The organism is Vreelandella sp. DA03-1M (assembly GCF_055725665.1).
In genome coordinates this window covers 3,959,141-3,976,143 of the sequence record NZ_CM146798.1, presented here as the reverse complement: position 1 = coordinate 3,976,143, position 17,003 = coordinate 3,959,141, and the positions used below count along the sequence as shown (strand labels likewise).

The 17,003-nt window shown below is 55.4% G+C and carries 13 protein-coding genes; 2 read left to right on the top strand and 11 right to left on the bottom strand.

Features of this window, described 5'->3' with window-relative positions:
- The 5 genes from ACXUPB_RS18560 to ACXUPB_RS18540 form a co-directional block, all read right to left on the bottom strand.
- Positions 1-852 carry an ABC transporter substrate-binding protein gene (locus ACXUPB_RS18560; protein ID WP_472953899.1) on the bottom strand — a complete coding sequence of 284 codons (852 nt, stop codon included), beginning with the start codon at positions 850-852 and terminating at the stop codon, positions 1-3.
- A 166-nt stretch (positions 853-1,018) separates the two neighbouring features.
- Complete coding sequence (gene preA, locus ACXUPB_RS18555; protein ID WP_339886228.1) at positions 1,019-2,362, bottom strand: NAD-dependent dihydropyrimidine dehydrogenase subunit PreA; 1,344 nt, start codon at positions 2,360-2,362, stop codon at positions 1,019-1,021.
- A complete protein-coding gene (locus ACXUPB_RS18550) occupies positions 2,359-3,738 on the bottom strand; it encodes an NAD(P)-dependent oxidoreductase (RefSeq protein ID WP_472953898.1) in 1,380 nt (459 codons plus the stop codon). Before ACXUPB_RS18550 ends, preA begins: the two co-directional genes overlap by 4 nt.
- Positions 3,739-3,778: 40 nt before the next feature.
- Positions 3,779-5,218: a dihydropyrimidinase gene (gene hydA / locus ACXUPB_RS18545; protein ID WP_472953897.1), complete on the bottom strand. Its 1,440-nt coding sequence runs from the start codon at positions 5,216-5,218 to the stop codon at positions 3,779-3,781.
- A 32-nt stretch (positions 5,219-5,250) separates the two neighbouring features.
- Positions 5,251-6,117 carry a nitrilase-related carbon-nitrogen hydrolase gene (locus ACXUPB_RS18540; RefSeq protein ID WP_472953896.1) on the bottom strand — a complete coding sequence of 289 codons (867 nt, stop codon included), beginning with the start codon at positions 6,115-6,117 and terminating at the stop codon, positions 5,251-5,253.
- A 635-nt stretch (positions 6,118-6,752) separates the two neighbouring features.
- Between ACXUPB_RS18540 and ACXUPB_RS18535 the strand changes: the two genes are divergently transcribed.
- A complete protein-coding gene (locus ACXUPB_RS18535; RefSeq protein WP_472953895.1) occupies positions 6,753-8,270 on the top strand; it encodes an NCS1 family nucleobase:cation symporter-1 in 1,518 nt (505 codons plus the stop codon).
- A 58-nt stretch (positions 8,271-8,328) separates the two neighbouring features.
- Here ACXUPB_RS18535 and ACXUPB_RS18530 read toward each other — a convergent pair whose 3' ends face one another.
- Complete coding sequence (locus ACXUPB_RS18530; protein WP_472953894.1) at positions 8,329-9,231, bottom strand: LysR family transcriptional regulator; 903 nt, start codon at positions 9,229-9,231, stop codon at positions 8,329-8,331.
- Positions 9,232-9,433: 202 nt separating this feature from the next.
- Here ACXUPB_RS18530 and ACXUPB_RS18525 point away from each other — a divergent pair, with 202 nt between their 5' ends.
- The gene (locus tag ACXUPB_RS18525) at positions 9,434-12,142 is read left to right on the top strand and encodes a bifunctional diguanylate cyclase/phosphodiesterase (RefSeq protein WP_472953893.1); all 2,709 of its coding nucleotides are present in this window, start codon (positions 9,434-9,436) and stop codon (positions 12,140-12,142) included.
- Position 12,143: 1 nt separating this feature from the next.
- Here ACXUPB_RS18525 and ACXUPB_RS18520 read toward each other — a convergent pair whose 3' ends face one another.
- Genes ACXUPB_RS18520 through ACXUPB_RS18500 form a run of 5 tightly spaced genes read right to left on the bottom strand, consistent with a single transcriptional unit; the run spans position 12,144 to position 16,961 of the window.
- Entirely contained in the window at positions 12,144-13,175 is a 1,032-nt protein-coding gene (locus tag ACXUPB_RS18520; RefSeq protein ID WP_472953892.1) for a CobW family GTP-binding protein, read from the bottom strand.
- Between the two features lie 3 nt (positions 13,176-13,178).
- Positions 13,179-14,219, bottom strand: coding sequence for a GTP 3',8-cyclase MoaA (moaA, locus tag ACXUPB_RS18515; protein WP_045812066.1), 1,041 nt, complete (start codon positions 14,217-14,219; stop codon positions 13,179-13,181).
- Positions 14,216-15,487, bottom strand: coding sequence for a molybdopterin molybdotransferase MoeA (moeA, locus tag ACXUPB_RS18510; RefSeq protein ID WP_472953889.1), 1,272 nt, complete (start codon positions 15,485-15,487; stop codon positions 14,216-14,218). The genes moaA and moeA overlap by 4 nt, the downstream gene beginning before the upstream one ends.
- A complete protein-coding gene (gene mobA, locus ACXUPB_RS18505; protein ID WP_472953888.1) occupies positions 15,484-16,095 on the bottom strand; it encodes a molybdenum cofactor guanylyltransferase MobA in 612 nt (203 codons plus the stop codon). The genes moeA and mobA overlap by 4 nt, the downstream gene beginning before the upstream one ends.
- Entirely contained in the window at positions 16,092-16,961 is an 870-nt protein-coding gene (locus ACXUPB_RS18500; RefSeq protein WP_472953886.1) for a formate dehydrogenase accessory sulfurtransferase FdhD, read from the bottom strand. Before ACXUPB_RS18500 ends, mobA begins: the two co-directional genes overlap by 4 nt.
- Positions 16,962-17,003 lie beyond the last annotated feature (42 nt).

The following is a 17,003-nucleotide window of genomic DNA, read 5'->3' as shown; positions in this document are numbered from 1 at the left end:
TTAGTTCAGCGCTGCAGCGACTTCTTCGACCTGCAGCGCAAGGCTCTGTAGGCCGCCGCCGGAGAGATACCACAGTGCAGGTGTTAGCATAACAATCTGCGCATTGTCGGTGCCGGCGTCTGACAGCGTTTGCGTCAAGGCCTCCGCATTGGCAGGTTCATCACCAATGGCGGCGCTGCGGTCGATCACTAGCACAACGTCTGGATTGATTTCGGCAATGGCATCAGCAGAAAGCGGCGTAAAAGTGCGGGTGCCACGGACTTCGCTGGTTACGCTATCCGGCATTTCTAGTGCGTCTACACCCAGCACGTCGTACACGACCGGGTGCTGATTAAGCATCAGGTTACCGCCATTGTGGGTCACCACCAGCGTGCGGGGAGCATCGCTTAGCCCTTCGCGCTGAGTTTCTATCTCAGCATGCAGCGCTTTAAGCGCCTCCTCAGCTTCGCTTTCCGCCTCTAAACGGCTTGCTAGTTCGCGCACATTGGCGTTAAAAGCAGTCAGGTAGTCGTCACCCTGTAGGCTGGTGTTGAGCAGCGGGGCGATGTCGCCGAGTTCCGCTTCCCAGTCACCCTGGCGACCAGTGTATAAAATTAGGCTAGGCGCACTTGCTTCGATGGCGGCCATATCCGGCGAACGCAGCCCGCCAATATCGGTGTAGGTATCTGCTGCGTACTGCTCTAAGTAGTTTGGCAAGCTGGCTTTAGGTACACCCACCACTTTCGCGCTCAAGCCGAGCGCGTCGAGTGTATCCAAGCTGCCTAAATCGAAGGTGGCGATACGCTGGTCGGCGTCCGCGCTAGCGCTGGCAGTTGCTAAGAGTAGAGCGGCGGTAGTGATAGCGAGCTTCATTGGTATTCCTTTTATGAGAAAATATTTTATATGCGATAATTTCTCATTCTCTCAAGGAAGTGGTCTCTTGTCGCTACTCGGTGTCGGAACAACATGTTGCAGAAAACGCGACCGCCCTCAAAAATTGAGGGCGGCGGGTAGCACTAGCAGCTGTTGAAGAGCGTGCTTAAGAAGCGACCCGGAAAGGATTGCGCGGGTCGTTATCCCAGGCCAAGAAGGGTTGACCTGTTTCTTGAGGCACCATGGTGATGCAGTTCTCCACTGGGCAAGTGATCTGGCACAGGTTGCAGCCTACACACTCCTCTTCAATCACCTCATAGCGGCGCGCGCCGTTCTGCTCGGTGAGCTTGGCAATCGACTGGTGGGAGGTATCCTCGCAGGCGATATAGCAGCGGCCGCACTCGATACACAAATCCTGATCGATCTTGGCGATCGTTTTGAAGTTGATATCCAGGTGTTTCCAGTCGGTGGTTTGCGGGATCGCCTTGCGGGAAAATGCCTCTATTGAGTCGTAACCTTTTTCCGCCATCCAGCGGGAGAGGCCATCCTTCATCTCCTCCACAATGCGAAAGCCGTTAAGCATCGCGGCTGTGCACACCTGTACGCTGCCTGAACCGAGGGCGATAAATTCCGCTGCATCCCGCCAGGTGGAAATACCGCCAATGCCCGAAATGGGCAGCGTTGGCGTGGCCGGGTCGCGGGCGATTTCCGCCACCATATTCATCGCAATAGGCTTCACGGCGCTGCCGCAGTAGCCGCCGTGGGTGCTTTGGTGGCCTACCGTGGGCTTGGCGACCATGTTGTCCAGGTCAATGCTGGTGATCGAGTTGATGGTGTTGATCAGCGACACTGCATCGGCGCCACCTCGCAAGGCTGCCTGGGCGCCTACGCGAATATCGGTGATGTTGGGGGTGAGTTTTACAATCACTGGCTTCGAGTAGTGCTTTTTACACCAGTAGGTGACTTTCTCGATCAGGTCAGGGTTTTGGCCTACTGCCGCGCCCATGCCACGCTCCGGCATGCCGTGAGGGCAACCTAAGTTGAGCTCAATGCCATCTGCACCGGTCGCTTCTACGAGCGGCAAGATATACGCCCAGGCCTCCTCGTTGCAGGGCACCATGATGGAGACAATTAGCGCACGGTCGGGCCAATCCTTCTTCACCTGGGTGATCTCTTGAAGGTTGATCTCCAGCGAACGGTCGGTAATTAGCTCAATATTATTAAAGCCGATCACCTCGCGGTTTTTGCCGTAGTGGGCTGAATAGCGGGAGGAGACGTTCACCGCCGGTGGTTCTTCACCCAGGGTTTTCCATACCACCCCGCCCCAGCCCGCTTCATAAGCGCGCACGACGTTGTAGGCTTTGTCGGTGGGCGGGGCAGAGGCTAACCAGAACGGGTTAGGGGCTTTGATACCGGCAAAGTTTACCGATAGATCAACGCCGTTCACCACGCTGTCGCCGCTGTTTTTCTTGCCTGGAAAAGAGAGGGTGTTGAAAGGCGTGGTGTTCATGCGGCCTCCTGCTGGGCGGCGAGCGCTTGATGAATGGCGTGAGCCGCCAGCTTGCCGTGCTGCACGGCTTGTACGGTGAGGTCCTGGCCGGGTTTCACACAGTCGCCTCCGGCGTAAACGTTGGGCAGTGAGGTTTGGAACATCTCATTGACGTGGATGCGCTCGCCGTCGCGGGCTAGCTCGGCAGCGGTGGCATCAGCGAGACTGGTGTTATCAAAACTTTGGCCTATGGCTTTGAAGATGGCGTCGGCGGCAATCTCAATCGTTTCGCCCGTCGAGGATAATTGGCCCGCTTGCTCAACGGTCTTGGCAAAGCGCATGCCCGCTACGCGGCCCTGGTCATCCAGCAAGATTTCATCGGGCTGCGCCCAGGTCACCATGCGTACACCGTTGGCTTTGGCGATCTCCTGCTCGTGGTCGGTGGCGGACATCGCCTCCACGCCGCGACGGTAGACCAGCGTCACCTCGGTGGCTCCCAGGCGAGCCATTTGCGTTGCCATATCGATCGCAGTATTGCCTGCACCAATCACAATGCAGCGTTTGGCCACGGTGAGGCTGCCCAGGTCATCGGTTTGACGCAGGGTTTTGATGTAGTCCACCGCGGGCATCAGACCCGGCGCCTCTTCGCCGGTTAGGCCCAGGGCGCGGCTGGCACCTAGCCCTAAACCGAGAAACACGCTGTCATACTGCTGATGCAGCGTGGAAAGTTCGAGGTTATACCCGAGTCGCTGGCCGTACTGGAGGTCAATGCCGCCGACCTCCAGTAAAAACTCGACTTCCTTGCGGGAAAAGTCATCGGTCATTTTGTAGCGGGCGATGCCGTACTCGTTTAACCCGCCGGGCTTTTGCTCAGCTTCAAAAATCGTCACCTGATGGCCAAGCATCGCCAGCCGATGAGCGCAGGAAAGTCCCGCAGGCCCGGCACCCACCACAGCGATGTGGCGGCCAGTGCTGGCGGCGCGCTTAAAGGGGTGGCTCTCAAACTGCATATGATCGGTGGCGTAGCGCTGTAGCAAGCCGATCAGCACAGGCTGACACTCGGCGTCGTGGTTGCGCACGCAGCTGCGCTCGCAGAGGATTTCGGTGGGACATACGCGGGCGCAGCTGCCGCCTAGGATATTGGCTTCCAGAATGGTTTCCGCCGCGCCATTGATATTGTTTTCGCTGATTTGGCGAATAAAGCTAGGGATATCAATGTCCGATGGGCAGGCTTCAACGCAGGGCGCGTCATAACAGTAGAGGCAGCGCTGGCTTTCGATGATAGCCTGGCGCGGCGTCAGCGGTGGGTGAAGGTCGCTGAAATTATGTGCCAACGTCGCTGGGTCGTAGGTGCCGACCTCTTTTGCGCTGGGCAGGTGATCAAGTGAATGGGTCACGGTCGTTTCTCCATTGCTCTGTTCTTCGGCAGGGCCGGGATTAGCGCGTTACCGCTACAGGGGCATTTAGCTCGGCGCGTTTGGCCAGCAGCTCGAATACACCGGGATAGGCGGGACGCTCTAAATAGCGGCCCGCACCGCGCTCGGCGTGCAGCTCGCCGTCGCGCCATACCCACTTACCTTGGCTGATGGTGTGACGAGCAATGCCGCGCACCGTCTTGCCCTCGAAGATATTGAAGTCGACGTTCTGGTGATGAGTTTTGGCGGAGATAGTGCGGGTGCCGTTAGGATCCCACACCACAATGTCGGCATCGGAACCCACCTGAATCGCCCCTTTACGTGGGTAGAGATTGAAGATCTTGGCGGTGTTGGTGGAGGTGACCGCGACAAACTCCTGAGGCGAGAGCTTGCCGGTATTCACGCCTTCGTCCCACAGCACGGCGAGGCGGTCTTCTACACCCGCGGTGCCGTTAGGGATCTTGGTAAAGTCATCTTTCCCGGCGGCTTTCTGCTCTTCGCAGAAGCAACAGTGGTCGGTGGCGGTGGTTTGCAGGTTACCAGATTGCAGGCCGTGCCAGAGCGCTTCCTGATGGCCCTTAGGGCGGAAGGGCGGGCTCATTACATGGGCCGCTGCGGTTGCCCAGTCGGGATTCTGATAAACGCTGTCGTCGATCACCAGGTGGCCCGCTAAGCACTCGCCAAACACTGGGTGACCCTGCTGACGGGCATAGGCGATTTCGTCTACTGCGTCCTTAGTGGAAACGTGTACCAAGTAAACGGGAGCACCTAGGGTGCTGGCAATACGGATCGCCCGGCTGGCGGCTTCGCCTTCGACCTGGGGCGGGCGAGATAGCGGGTGGGCTTCTGGTCCGGTCATGCCCTGAGCCAGCAGTTTCTGCTGCATGTGATACACCAGCTCGCCGTTTTCTGCGTGTACGGTGGGAATAGCGCCCAGCTCCAAGCAGCGGGAAAAACTCTCCACCAGGATATCGTCGGTGGCCATGATCGCGCCCTTGTAGGCCATAAAGTGCTTGAAGCTGTTAACGCCGTGATCCCGCACCAGGGTGCCCATCTCTTCTTTGACGCTCTCGTCCCACCAGGTAATCGCCACGTGGAAAGCGAAATCGGTGGCGGCTTTTTCGGCCCAGCCTTGCCAGGTGTTAAATGCTTCCAGCAGCGACTGGCCGGGGCTTGGGATCACGAAGTCGATGATGGTCGTGGTGCCCCCTGCCATAGCGGCGGCGGTGCCGGTGTAGAAATCTTCGCTGGCCACCGCACCCATAAACGGCATCTGCATATGGGTGTGGGGATCGATGCCGCCGGGCATTACCAGTTGATCGCTGGCATCGACGATCTCGCAGCCTTCAGGAATATCGAGATTGTTGCCAATGGTGTGGATTTTTCCATCGACGCAAAGCACGTCGGCGCGGTAGGTATCAGCGTGGGTGACGACGGTGCCGCCCTTGATCAATAAGCTCATGGTTCGCTCCTTAAGTGATTGACTGAGGTGGCTTATTCGCCGTCGGTGAGGCGGGTATAGGTCTCGGGGCGGCGGTCACGGAAGAACTGCCAGTTGTTGCGCACCTCGCGCACCATATCCAGATCAATCTCGTGTACCAGCAGCTCGTCTTCCGTTTCGCTGGCCTGGGCTTCAATCTTGCCGCGTGGGTTCACGATATAGCTGGAGCCGTAAAATTCGCCGATATTCCAAGGCGCTTCGCTGCCCACGCGGTTGATGGCGGCGATAAAACAGCCGTTGGCAGCCGCAGAGGCGGGCTGTTCAAGCTCCCATAAATATTGGGATAGCCCAGCCACAGTCGCAGAGGGGTTGAAGATCACTTCAGCACCGTTGAGCGCCAGTGCCCGCCAGCCTTCAGGGAAGTGGCGGTCATAGCAGATATACACGCCGATCTTGCCGTAGGCGGTATCGAACACCGGCCAGTTGGATTGGCCCGGCTTGAAGAAGAATTTTTCCCAAAAGCCAGCGACTTGGGGAATGTGTGTCTTGTGGTATTTGCCTAGATAGCTACCGTCGGCGTCGAATACCGCTGCCGTGTTGTAGTAAACGCCGGTCTCGGTCTCCTCAAAGATGGGCACAATAATGACCATGCGGTGCTCAGCCGCGAGCTTCTGCATCATTTGGCAGGTGGGGCCTTCCGGCACACGCTCGGCGGCGGCGTACCATTTGCCATCCTGGCTGGGGCAAAAATAGGGTTGGTTGAACACTTCTTGGAAACACAGTACTTGCACACCTTGCTCAGCCGCTTGCTGAATCATCGGCAGGTGTGCCTCGTTCATGGCATCGCGAATCGCCGCCGGTTCCAAATCTGTACTGGTTTTTAGGCCCATTTGAATCAGGCCGATTTTCATTTTCTGCATATAAAAGCCCTCTCGTATCCTACGCGCCAACCGCTGGCTCGTTTTTAGTGTTGAGTAACGGTTCGCAGTAATCAGGTATTGCTAATGTTTGTGAGCCGCTATGGATGAGCCATTAGCGTGGGTTGCTTGGCGTGTAGTGATATCGACTAAATGCCGACGGATTATTGTTATGAGCAAAGTTGTCATATTTGACAGCTTTTTGAACATAGTCCCTTATGTAGTCGCTTTTCAAGATTTTTTTACTGTGGGTATTCTTTTTGATTAACTAATTGATTTTATATGGGATTATTGATTTTTATCATTGCTTTTACTCATTTGGTGAATGCATGTACATGAATGGTGATTTATTTATTATTTTATAAATCAATTGCTTAGTATATTTATTCATGATTTATCTGAAATTTAACGTTTCTTTTTGGTGCGCTATTTTTTTACCAGCTATGTTTTTTAGGGAAGTTAGTGTGTGTTGATTAAAACAATAACAATTTAATAGGGAGTGGTTGCCTATCTGCCATTTAAGTCAGCTTTTTGTTCAATAAGTTAACGACCATGCTTTATTTTTAGGCATGTTTATTGCTGTAACGAGAGCTGAACCCGTGAATGCGATCGGCAATATCACTGCTGAGGAGAATAAAATGACTGGCTCAAGAACCCAGATGATCGACAGAGAGGGGCTGATTGAACTTCAAGTCGGTGAGGATGTGCGCAATAGTCCTCGCTTCAATGAGGATATTGCGCCTACCCAGGCCAGCGAACGCACCTGGAGCAAGTGGAACATTGCGGCGCTTTGGGTTGGGATGTCGATCTGCGTTCCCACCTATACGCTGGGTGGCGTATTGACCGCCTACTTTGGCTTGAGCGTTGGCGAGGCGCTGTTTGCCATTCTATTAGCGAATATCATCGTGTTGATTCCGCTTACCTTAAACGCTTTTCCTGGCACTAAATTTGGCATTCCCTTTCCCGTCGTTTTACGTTCCTCCTTCGGTATCTTAGGGTCCAATGTGCCTTGCCTGGTGCGGGCATTAGTCGGCTGTGGCTGGTTTGGTATTCAGACCATGTTCGGTGGCTTGGCTATTCATCTACTGCTTTCGGAGTTAATTCCTGCCTGGGCGGCACTTGGCGGTGTGGGGGAAGTGATTGGCTTTTTCGTGTTCGGTGCCATGAACCTGTATGTGGTGATTCGCGGTGCGGAGTCAATCAAGTGGCTGGAAACCTTGGCTGCACCGTTGCTGTTGGCAGTGGGCGTTGGGCTGATGATATGGGCATGGCCGAATATGTCGATGACCGAGCTGCTGGCGCAGCCGCCGTCGCGCCCTGAGGGAGCTTCCGTTTATGGTTATTTCTTTGCAGGCTTGACCGCCATGGTGGGGTTTTGGGCTACGTTGTCGCTTAATATCCCTGACTTCAGCCGCTTTGCCAAAAGTCAGAAAGACCAGATTGCTGGCCAGATCATCGGGCTGCCGCTGACGATGTTCTTCTTTGCCGCGCTCGGTGTGGTGTTAACCGCGGCGTCTGAAACGTTGGTGGGCCAGACCGTTGCCGACCCGGTGCGGCTGATTGGCTATATCGACAGCCCCTTTTGGGTAATCATGGCGATGCTGCTGATCATTATTGCCACGATCTCCACCAACACAGCGTCGAATATTGTTTCTCCCACCAATGACTTTCAGAATATTGCGCCCAAATTGATTAATCAGACCCGCGGTGTGCTGATGACCGGTGCGGTGGGCGTGTTGCTAATGGGCTACGATCTGCTGCAAAAGGCCGGTGTGATTCCACCGGGCGTGTCACTTGAGCAGATGTACTCCAACTGGCTGCTCGGTTACTCCAGCCTACTCGGCCCTATCGCGGGTATTATGGCGGTGGATTACTTCCTGATTAAAAAGCAGCGCTTGGATGTGCCTAGTCTCTATATGGATAACCACGCCTATCCTGCGGTGAACATGGCTGGGTTTATCGCCTTTGGTGTGCCGGTGCTACTCACCTTGATCTCACTGGTGACAGGCACGATGAACTGGTTCTACGATTATGGTTGGTTCACTGGGTCGGCGTTGGGGGCAATTGTTTACTACGCTGCCAGCCGAGTAGTGGCATCGTCTCCACAGGCAGGGCCTGCGCCGTTAATGGCCAGCGAGGTCACCGAGCAGCGTTAATCAGTAGTGGTAACCAATAACTATGTTTAAAGCCCGGCACGGAAGCCTGGCTTTTAGATTAGCTACTTTTGATTAAGCCTAAAAAAGCATCGACCACTCGGTTAGGGCGGCGGTCATGGCGAGTGATCAGCACAAATGGAATACGGTAATGCTGCGTGGCAACATGCAGCGCCCGCATTTTGCCTGCTGCGACCCATTGCTCGGCAACATGCTCGGGTAGAAAGCCAATAAAACGCCCTGTCAAAATCAAAAAGGCAGCACCTTCCCGATCGGATGCCGACGCGCGTAGCGTGAGCGCATCATGGGCTTGGCGTGCCTCAACTGGCAGCGGATAACGAGGTGAAATAGCTGCGTGTCGTGCGATATCTGCAACGCTGAGCGTGTCATCGTTTTCCGCAAACAGCGGGTGCCCTGCGGCACAGTAAAGGTAGGAAGGCTCATCATAAAGGTGTCGGGTTTCTAAGCTGGTGGGTAGGTTCACCGCGGGTACTACGCCGACGTGCAAATGGCCATCCATCACGCCTCGAATAACGGCGTCGGAAGGCTCCATATGAATATGCAGCGTTACCTCATGTTCCGGCGCGCTAAGTTCAGCCAGTGCGTTGGTCACGTGCATGGCCGGAAGCGTCACTAGGTTGTCGGTAATGCCAATATTCAGCTCGCCTTTAATCGTTTGGTGCAAGGCATTAACGTCGCTTTTGAAGGTTTCCAGGGCCGTTAGTAGTGTGAGTCCCGCCTGATAAATCTCTTTACCTTCCTCTGTTAAACTAAACCCGCTGCGCCCCCGCTGGCAGAGTGAAAAACCCAGCCTTCCCTCTAAATCGTTCATGTGCTGGCTAATCGCCGAGCGACTAATGCCAAGCGTCGTTTCCGCTGCCGTAAAGCCGCCGCATTCAACCACCGTCTTAAAAATTCGAATTAGGCGAATCTCGTAGTCGCTCATTTGGCTCAGCGATGCCATAGCAATTCCTTAGTACGTAGCCTCTTAACCGATAACGTCACGCTTTTTAACGTATTACCTGTGATAAAAACTGATATACATCCCATAAGCACCGCGGCACTATCGGGTTAAACTACGTGTCAGCGCGTGTGGTGTATCGTTCCTGTTTTTTTAACACTGTATCAGGTGTCCTGGTCGGATACCTGGATAAGGCCTCTGTGCGATGTCTGTTACTCCTATTGATGACAATGATAATGCCCTAAAGGTTACTAATACCTATCGTCGCCAGCGGCGAAACGTGGTGGCGGCTTATCTATCATCACTTTTCGTTATGGCGTTACTCTTTGGCTGGCTGCTTAGCGAACAGTATCAACAAGAAATTGAGGCCGCTGAATCTCGCATTACTGCGCGGGCCAATGTGGTGACAGAGTGGGCAAAAGGGGTTTTTGCCCAAAGCGGACAAGCCCTTTTTGGACTTGCTGAACTGCTCACCCTACAAGGCATGCCTAACGCCGATAACACTCAGGTGCTTGAGAGCGCATTAGAAAATCTTACCCAATATGTGCCCCTCGTTAACGAGGTAGGGGTGTTGGATCTCAATGGGCGTGTGTTGGCAAGCAGTCACGGCAACCGCAATGCTGGCGCTAATATCGGTCATACGCAGTTTTTTAATGCCTTTAAACGGGGGGGGCAACAGGAACTGATTACGCCGCTTTACTGGTCTGATCGCCATCAACACTATTATTTGTACCATGGTCGACGACTCGATAGCCCGACTGGCGATTTCATGGGGGTGGTGGTATCGAGCATTGTTCCCGACATATTTGCCGACTCGCTTGAGCAAATGCATGTTTATGACGGTGAGAGTATTGCGCTGGTTGACTCTGAATCGAGGTTAATTGCTCGGTATCCTACCCTTGATGAGCAATTTGCCGTTGGCAGAAAAATACCGAGTTCTCATGCGGATCAGAAGTGGGCGAATGGAGATAACGCCTGGTCGATAAAAGCTCTCTCACCCATTGATGATCGTGAGCGCTTGTTTCGTATGCAGCGGGTAGGTGAGTATCCCATGCTGGCGGTGGTAGGTATTGACCTGCACGAGCTGCTGGCGGCTTGGCGGCAGCGCGCACTGATTTTATCGCTGGTAATGGGGATGCTTGCCCTGCTCGGAGCCTGGGGGGCGCGCCACTATCTGAGCCGCTTGGCGCTAGCCCAACAGTTAAGTCAGCGTATTGAAGAGCGCGAACAGGCACGCGCCGAAGCGCAGGTCGCGGCGGCAGCTTTTCAAACGCACTTGGGTATTTTGATTACCGATGCTCGAGGGAGAATCCTTAAAGCGAACGACACCTTTACGCGCATTAGTGGCTACAGCGAAGCTGAGGTGATGGGGAAAAATCCACGTATGTTTAGCTCTGGTCTCCATAATGCAGCCTTTTATCGTCGTCTATGGGAGCAGGTGCTCAAAACCGGCAAGTGGGAAGGCGAAATATGGAACCAGCGCAAAAATGGCGAGCTGTTTCCTGAATGGTTAACGATCAGCGCGGTGTACGGCGCCGACGGTACGCTTACGAACTACGTCGCCACGATGAGTGATATCAGCGAGCGCAAAGCTGCTGAGCAGGAAATTCATCAACTGGCGTTTTATGATCCTTTAACCGGGCTCGCTAACCGGCGCCTGTTTATGGACCGTATGGGCGCGGCACTCAAAGAACTCCAGCGCCATCAGCGTTGTGGCGCACTGTTATTTATTGATATCGATAACTTCAAACAAATTAATGACACCCTAGGGCACTATACGGGCGACCAGCTATTACAAAGTTTGGCGCGGCGAATGAGCCAAATGCTGCGAGATACGGATACGTTAGCGCGATTGGGAGGCGATGAGTTTGCGGTATTAATTGAGGGCGTTGATAGTAATCATGGGCAAACGTCGCAGCTTGCTGAACGGATCGCCAATAAATTACTGGCAGTGCTCGCTGAACCCTTCGTGCTGGCCGAGGAGAGCGTCACGATTACGGGCAGTATTGGCATTACGATCATGGCGAGCAGTGAGCACAATGTTGATGATTATCTACAGCAAGTGGACATGGCCCTCTTTCAAGCAAAGAGCAGTGGCCGCCACACAGTGTGCTTTTTTGACCCCGCTATGCAGGCCGCGTTACTAGCCCACGTGAAGTTAGAGGCGGATTTACGCCATGCACTGACCAATCAACAGTGGCAACTCTACTACCAGCCCCAAGTTAATCACCAAGGCACTATTACCGGCGTGGAAGTATTGCTGCGCTGGCTGCATCCAGAGCGCGGCTTGGTGTCGCCTGGTGAGTTTATTCCGCTGCTGGAAAGTACAGAACTGATTAATGAGGTGGGTGAGTGGGTATTGGAAGATGCTTGCTACCAATTGGCACGTTGGGCGCAGCACCCCCGGCTAAGTCAGTTGACGATATCGGTTAATATCAGCCCGATGCAGTTCCGTGATAAAGATTTTTTACAGCGCGTCGACGGAGTGTTTGCGCGTACCCAGGCCCCGCTTCATCGCTTAAAGTTGGAAGTCACCGAATCGCTGTTTGTGGAAGCGCGTGATGATGCCCGAGATAAGATGCTTAGCCTAAAAGCTAAAGGGGTACGCTTTTCGCTGGATGACTTTGGCACCGGCTACTCGTCGCTGGCGTATTTAGCGCAGTTGCCGTTGGATCAGCTAAAAATCGATCAATCGTTTGTTCAGCAGGTGCTTGAAAGCCAAGCCAATGCAGCGATTGTAGAGAGTACTATCGCGCTTGCGGAGAGTCTTAACTTAGAAGTCATTGCTGAAGGCGTAGAAACAGAAGCGCAGCAGGCATGGCTTTTAGCGCATGACTGCCGCGCTTACCAAGGCTATCTGTTTGGGCACCCTATGGAAATTGAGGCGTTTGAAGCACAGATACTAGGTCGTTAACTCATGTGGTTAGAAATTCATCAAATTTCATATTGGGAGGGGTCAGAGCGGCAGGGAGAATAACTTCCAAGCGAGAATCCTGCCGCCACGCGCTGCTTTCGATACTCAGGAAGCCATTGGCGCGGTTAAGGCGTTTCCACCCGTGATTGGTATGAAATACCCCTTTAATACGCGCCTCCCGAGGCAGTTCTCCCAAATAAGCGGCTAGGCGATCCAGCTCGAAACGTTCACTTGGATGCCAGCGTAACCCCGTGCTGGTGTAGCCCAGTGAGGTGCCGGTTTCACGCTGCGGTTTGCCGGGTGGGGGCGGAAAATCAAAAAATGTGCCTTCCAGGCTGGGGCTGGGGGCGGCGGCCAGCTGTTGGTGGCTTGCGGGCATGCTGATCTCACTCGCAGCGGTATGCCCACTTTGGGTCAACAACGCTATCGGTAGCGCGCCTTGCGGGGCTTCCTGTACCCATTTGCGAGGTGGCCAGTGCTGCGCCACAAAGGCGTGGGCGGCGCTGAGCTGTTCGGACGTGCTCTGGTCGAGCATGGTGAGCGCCACGGCGTCGGCCATATCGAGCTGATCACGGAAGGTGTCGTGTTGCCTTGCTCGGGTGTCATCCATGCGGCGCGGGTCGAGAGTGGCAATAATATCGTGCACCTCGACTACCTCGCAGAAGGCGTCACCACGCAGTAGATCCAGCAGGCCTGCTGGGTGACCAAGGCCGGATGGCTCGATGATGACACGGTCAGGTTTGCTGCGTGAGAGCAAATTGACCAGCGCCGCCTGCAGCACAAAGGCGAGCTGACAGCACAGGCAGCCACCGGGCAGGCCTTTGATGACGACATCGTCACGCGCGTCAAACATCGCTTGATCGATGCCGATCTGGCCGAATTCATTGACCAGGATGGCCCATTTTTCATCCACAGGCTTCTGATCAATCAGGCTGTGGATAAGCGTGGTTTTGCCGCTACCTAAAAAGCCGGTAATGATATGTACCGGTGTTTTTGTGTTTGCTGTGTTGGCTGTTTTTGCCGCCCCCTCCAATGCCTAGCCCCCTGTCATGTTCATAAAGCGTACTACCTGAACATCACCATCGGTGGTGAAGTGGTGGCGCTCAGGCTTTAGCGGCAGGGCGTTGATAATCGCCTCTTTCAGTGCCTGCATATTGCCGGGATGACGGCGCAGCACGGCACGCAGATCCACCGAGTGTTCATTGCCTAAACAAAGCAGCAGGCGGCCTTCCACGGTCACCCGCACCCGGTTGCAGGTATCGCAAAAGTTGTGACTATGCGGTGAGATAAACCCAACCCGGCTGTCGCTATCCGCCATCCGGAAGTAGCGCGAGGGCCCTGGGGTGGTTTCTGTCGTGGGGATCAGCGGGTAGCGTGATTCAATCAGCGTCTGAACGTCATCGCTGGAGTAGAAGGTTTCCGCCCGAGAGTGATCGGAAACATCGCCCAGCGGCATCTCTTCGATAAAGCTAATATCGAGGCCTTCCCGGCGGGCAAAAGTGACCAAGTCGATGACTTCGTCGTCATTACGCCCTTTCAAGATCACCGCGTTAAGCTTGATACGCTTAAAGCCTGCTTCCTGAGCGGCATGAATACCGTCGATGACTTTGGCTAAATCACCGGTGCGGGTGAGTTGCTTGAAGCGTTCGGCATCCAGCGAATCCAGGCTGATATTTAGCCGGCGTAAACCGCCAGCGTACAGCTGCTTGGCGTGTTTGCGCAGGCTGGCGCCGTTGGTGGTCATGGTGAAATCGTTAAGGCCTGGCATCGCGCCGATTTCATCGACCAACTGGGTGATATCACGGCGCACCAGCGGCTCACCACCGGTCAGGCGAATTTTTTCCACGCCGAGTTCGGTAAAGGCGCGGGCGACCATAGCCAGCTCTTCCAGTGTGAGTACCTGGGCGCGGGGCAGGAACGTCATCTCCTCGCTCATGCAGTACACGCAGCGGAAGTCGCAGCGATCGGTGACCGAGATACGCACATAGCTAATGCGCCGACCAAAGTCGTCGATCAGTTGCTGGTCAGTGTCTGGCTGGGCAGATCGCTGTGGATTAGCGTGTCGTTGCTCGGTCATAGCCATCCCGTAAGTGGTTGTATGCTGACTACCTCGCCTGGTTGTGCGCCGTCTTGGTCATCGGCAAGCTCAATCAAACAGTTAGCAGCCACCATCGAGGTTAAAATACCCGAACCCTGAGCGCCGGTACTGCGCACGTGTAGCTGTCCATTCTCATCAGTATGGTAAACGCCGCGAATAAAGTCAGTACGCTTTAAGCGACTTTTTAACAGGTTATCGGCGATCGCATGCAGGCGATAGGGTAGCGCCATGGGCTGTCCATGAAGACGGTCCAGCAGCGGTGTCACAAACTGGCCAAAGGTTACCATGACAGCGACCGGGTTTCCGGGCAAGCCGACAAATGGGGTGCGCGATTCGCCCAGCCAGCCGCAGGCCATGGGGCGCCCTGGGCGCAGTGCCACGCGCCAAAAAGCCAGGCGGCCCAGTTGTTCCAGTGCAGCGCGAGTAAAGTCGGCCTGACCCACTGACACGCCGCCGCTGGTGATCACTAGATCGCTCTGTTCGGCGGCTTGCTTAAGCGCCGTTTGGGTCGCGTTTAAGTCATCCGGCAGAATGCCCAGATCGATCACCTCGGCCCCCTGCTCGGTGAGTAAGCCAGTCAGCGTGAAGCGGTTAGCATCGTAAATGCCGGCCTTGGGTAGTGGTTCGCCGGGGGGCGTGACTTCATTGCCGGTGGAAAAAATCGCCACTCTGGGGCGCTGGCACACGCTAACCTCTGCATAACCCAATGACGCTAACAGTCCCATCGAGGCGGCATCGAGCCTTGCTCCCGCAGGCAGCGCCGTATCGCCAGTGGCAATATCTTCACCGGCCTGGCGAACATGTTGGCCGTGCTTGAGAAGCTCGGGCGACTCAATAATCACATGCGCAGGCTTATCATCTAATGGTTCGCGCAGCTGTTCACTCATCACCACGGTATCGGTGCCCGGCGGCAACGGGGCACCGGTGGTGATGCGCACACAGTGACCGGCAGGTACTAATTCGCTGCGATACTGCCCGGCCAACACCTCACCGGCCAGCGGCCAATGGGTTTGCTTAGCCCCAACACCTTCTTTAGCCAAGGCGAGCGCTACGCCATCCATGGCCGCATTGGTATTTTGCGGCACGTTAATGGGGGCCTGGATGGCCGCAGCCAACCGACGGCCGTGAGCCTGCGCTAGCGGAATCTGTTCGCTGCCCAGCGGGCGTTCAATCAAGGTGGCGAGTGCCTGGCGCGCTTCATCCACGCTAAGCATCTGCTCACCAAGGTCAAAGCAGGAGAGCGTCATGTCAACACCTTCCCTGAGGCGGCTGCCAGCAGACTTTCCAAACGCAGTTTCTCTTCTTCGGTATTAAGATTGGCAAACGCATCGGGGCAATCCGACATGTCGACCTTGCACCACGCATGGCGGGCGTACCAACGGTCAATCTTGCGTTCGCCTTCGGAAAGTGTAGCGGCCAAATCATCTGCCAGCGAAGTGCGTAGCAGGGCAACCACTGGATGCAGCCGTTCGCTGTCAAAGGCCACGGCGATATCATGATCGCCAATCCCTGCCACCATGCGCGCGACTAGATCGTCAGGCAGGGCGGGGGAGTCGCAGGGGGCGACTAGTAACCAAGGCGTTTTTGCCGCGCGTAGGCCGCTGTAAATACCCATCAGTGGGCCTTTAAAGCCGCCTTCTTCATCGGCAATCACGCGATCGGCGAAGAAGCGGTAGGCGTCAGCATTGCGGTTGGCGTTAATCAGCAGCTCGGCTACTTGGCCTTCAAGGCGTTTTACGACATGGCCGACTAATGGCAGGCCCGCGAACGGCTCAAGCCCTTTATCCCGGCCACCCATTCTGCGCCCTTCGCCGCCCGCGAGAATCATGCCGGTGAGTTCGTGAGTGGGAATCATGAGCTTGCCTCTTTAGATGAACGGGCCTGGGATGGTCGATTAGGTATCGCATCCAGCGCCAAGCGATTCTGAGTATTAATCGCCTGAAAGTGGCGGCCTTTGGCGCGGGCAATCAGCATCACGCCGAAGCGTTCAGCCAGCTCGACGCCTTTTTGGGTCACACCGGAGCGTGAAACCAGCACGCTAATGCCCATTTGCGCCACTTTGAGTACCATCTCAGATGTCAGTCGCCCAGTGGTATAGAAAATATCGGCATCAGCGCTGTCGGCTTGTTGCAACCATTGGCGCCCGGCCAGGGTATCCACCGCATTGTGCCGCCCCACGTCTTCAACAAAGTCGAGCACCTCGGTTTGGCGGCAAAGCGCACAGCCGTGAACGGCGCCCGCGCTGCGGTAGGTCTCATTATAGGCGTTGAGATTTTGCAGCAGTTGATAGAGCGTGGATTGTGCTAACGGCGTATCGGGAAGCGCCGTCAGAGCGGTTTGGTCGAGCAGTTTACCAAAGACCGTGCCCTGGCCGCAGCCGGTCGTCACCGTGCGAGTGCTTAAGCGCGCCTCTAAATCCTCGGGCAAGTGGCGTGTAATGACGACCGCGGCTTCTACTTCCCAATCGACCTGCACGGCGGCTAAATCAGCCGCGGCACGCAGTAGCCCCTGATTGCGTAGATAGCCCACCACCAGCGCTTCAGGGTCATCGCCCAGCGTCATCAGCGTGACGATTTCACGTTTGTTGAGATACACGGTGAGTGCTCGTTCAGCGGCGATGGCCTGCTGACGCGCATCGCCATATTCATCAACGATGCTGATCTCGGTGGTGGCCGGTAAGCGGGCTCGGCTTATCTGAAGGGCAGGCTGAAGGGCGGGCATGGTAATCCTCGCGAAATAGTTCTCGCAAAACGACAGGGTTGA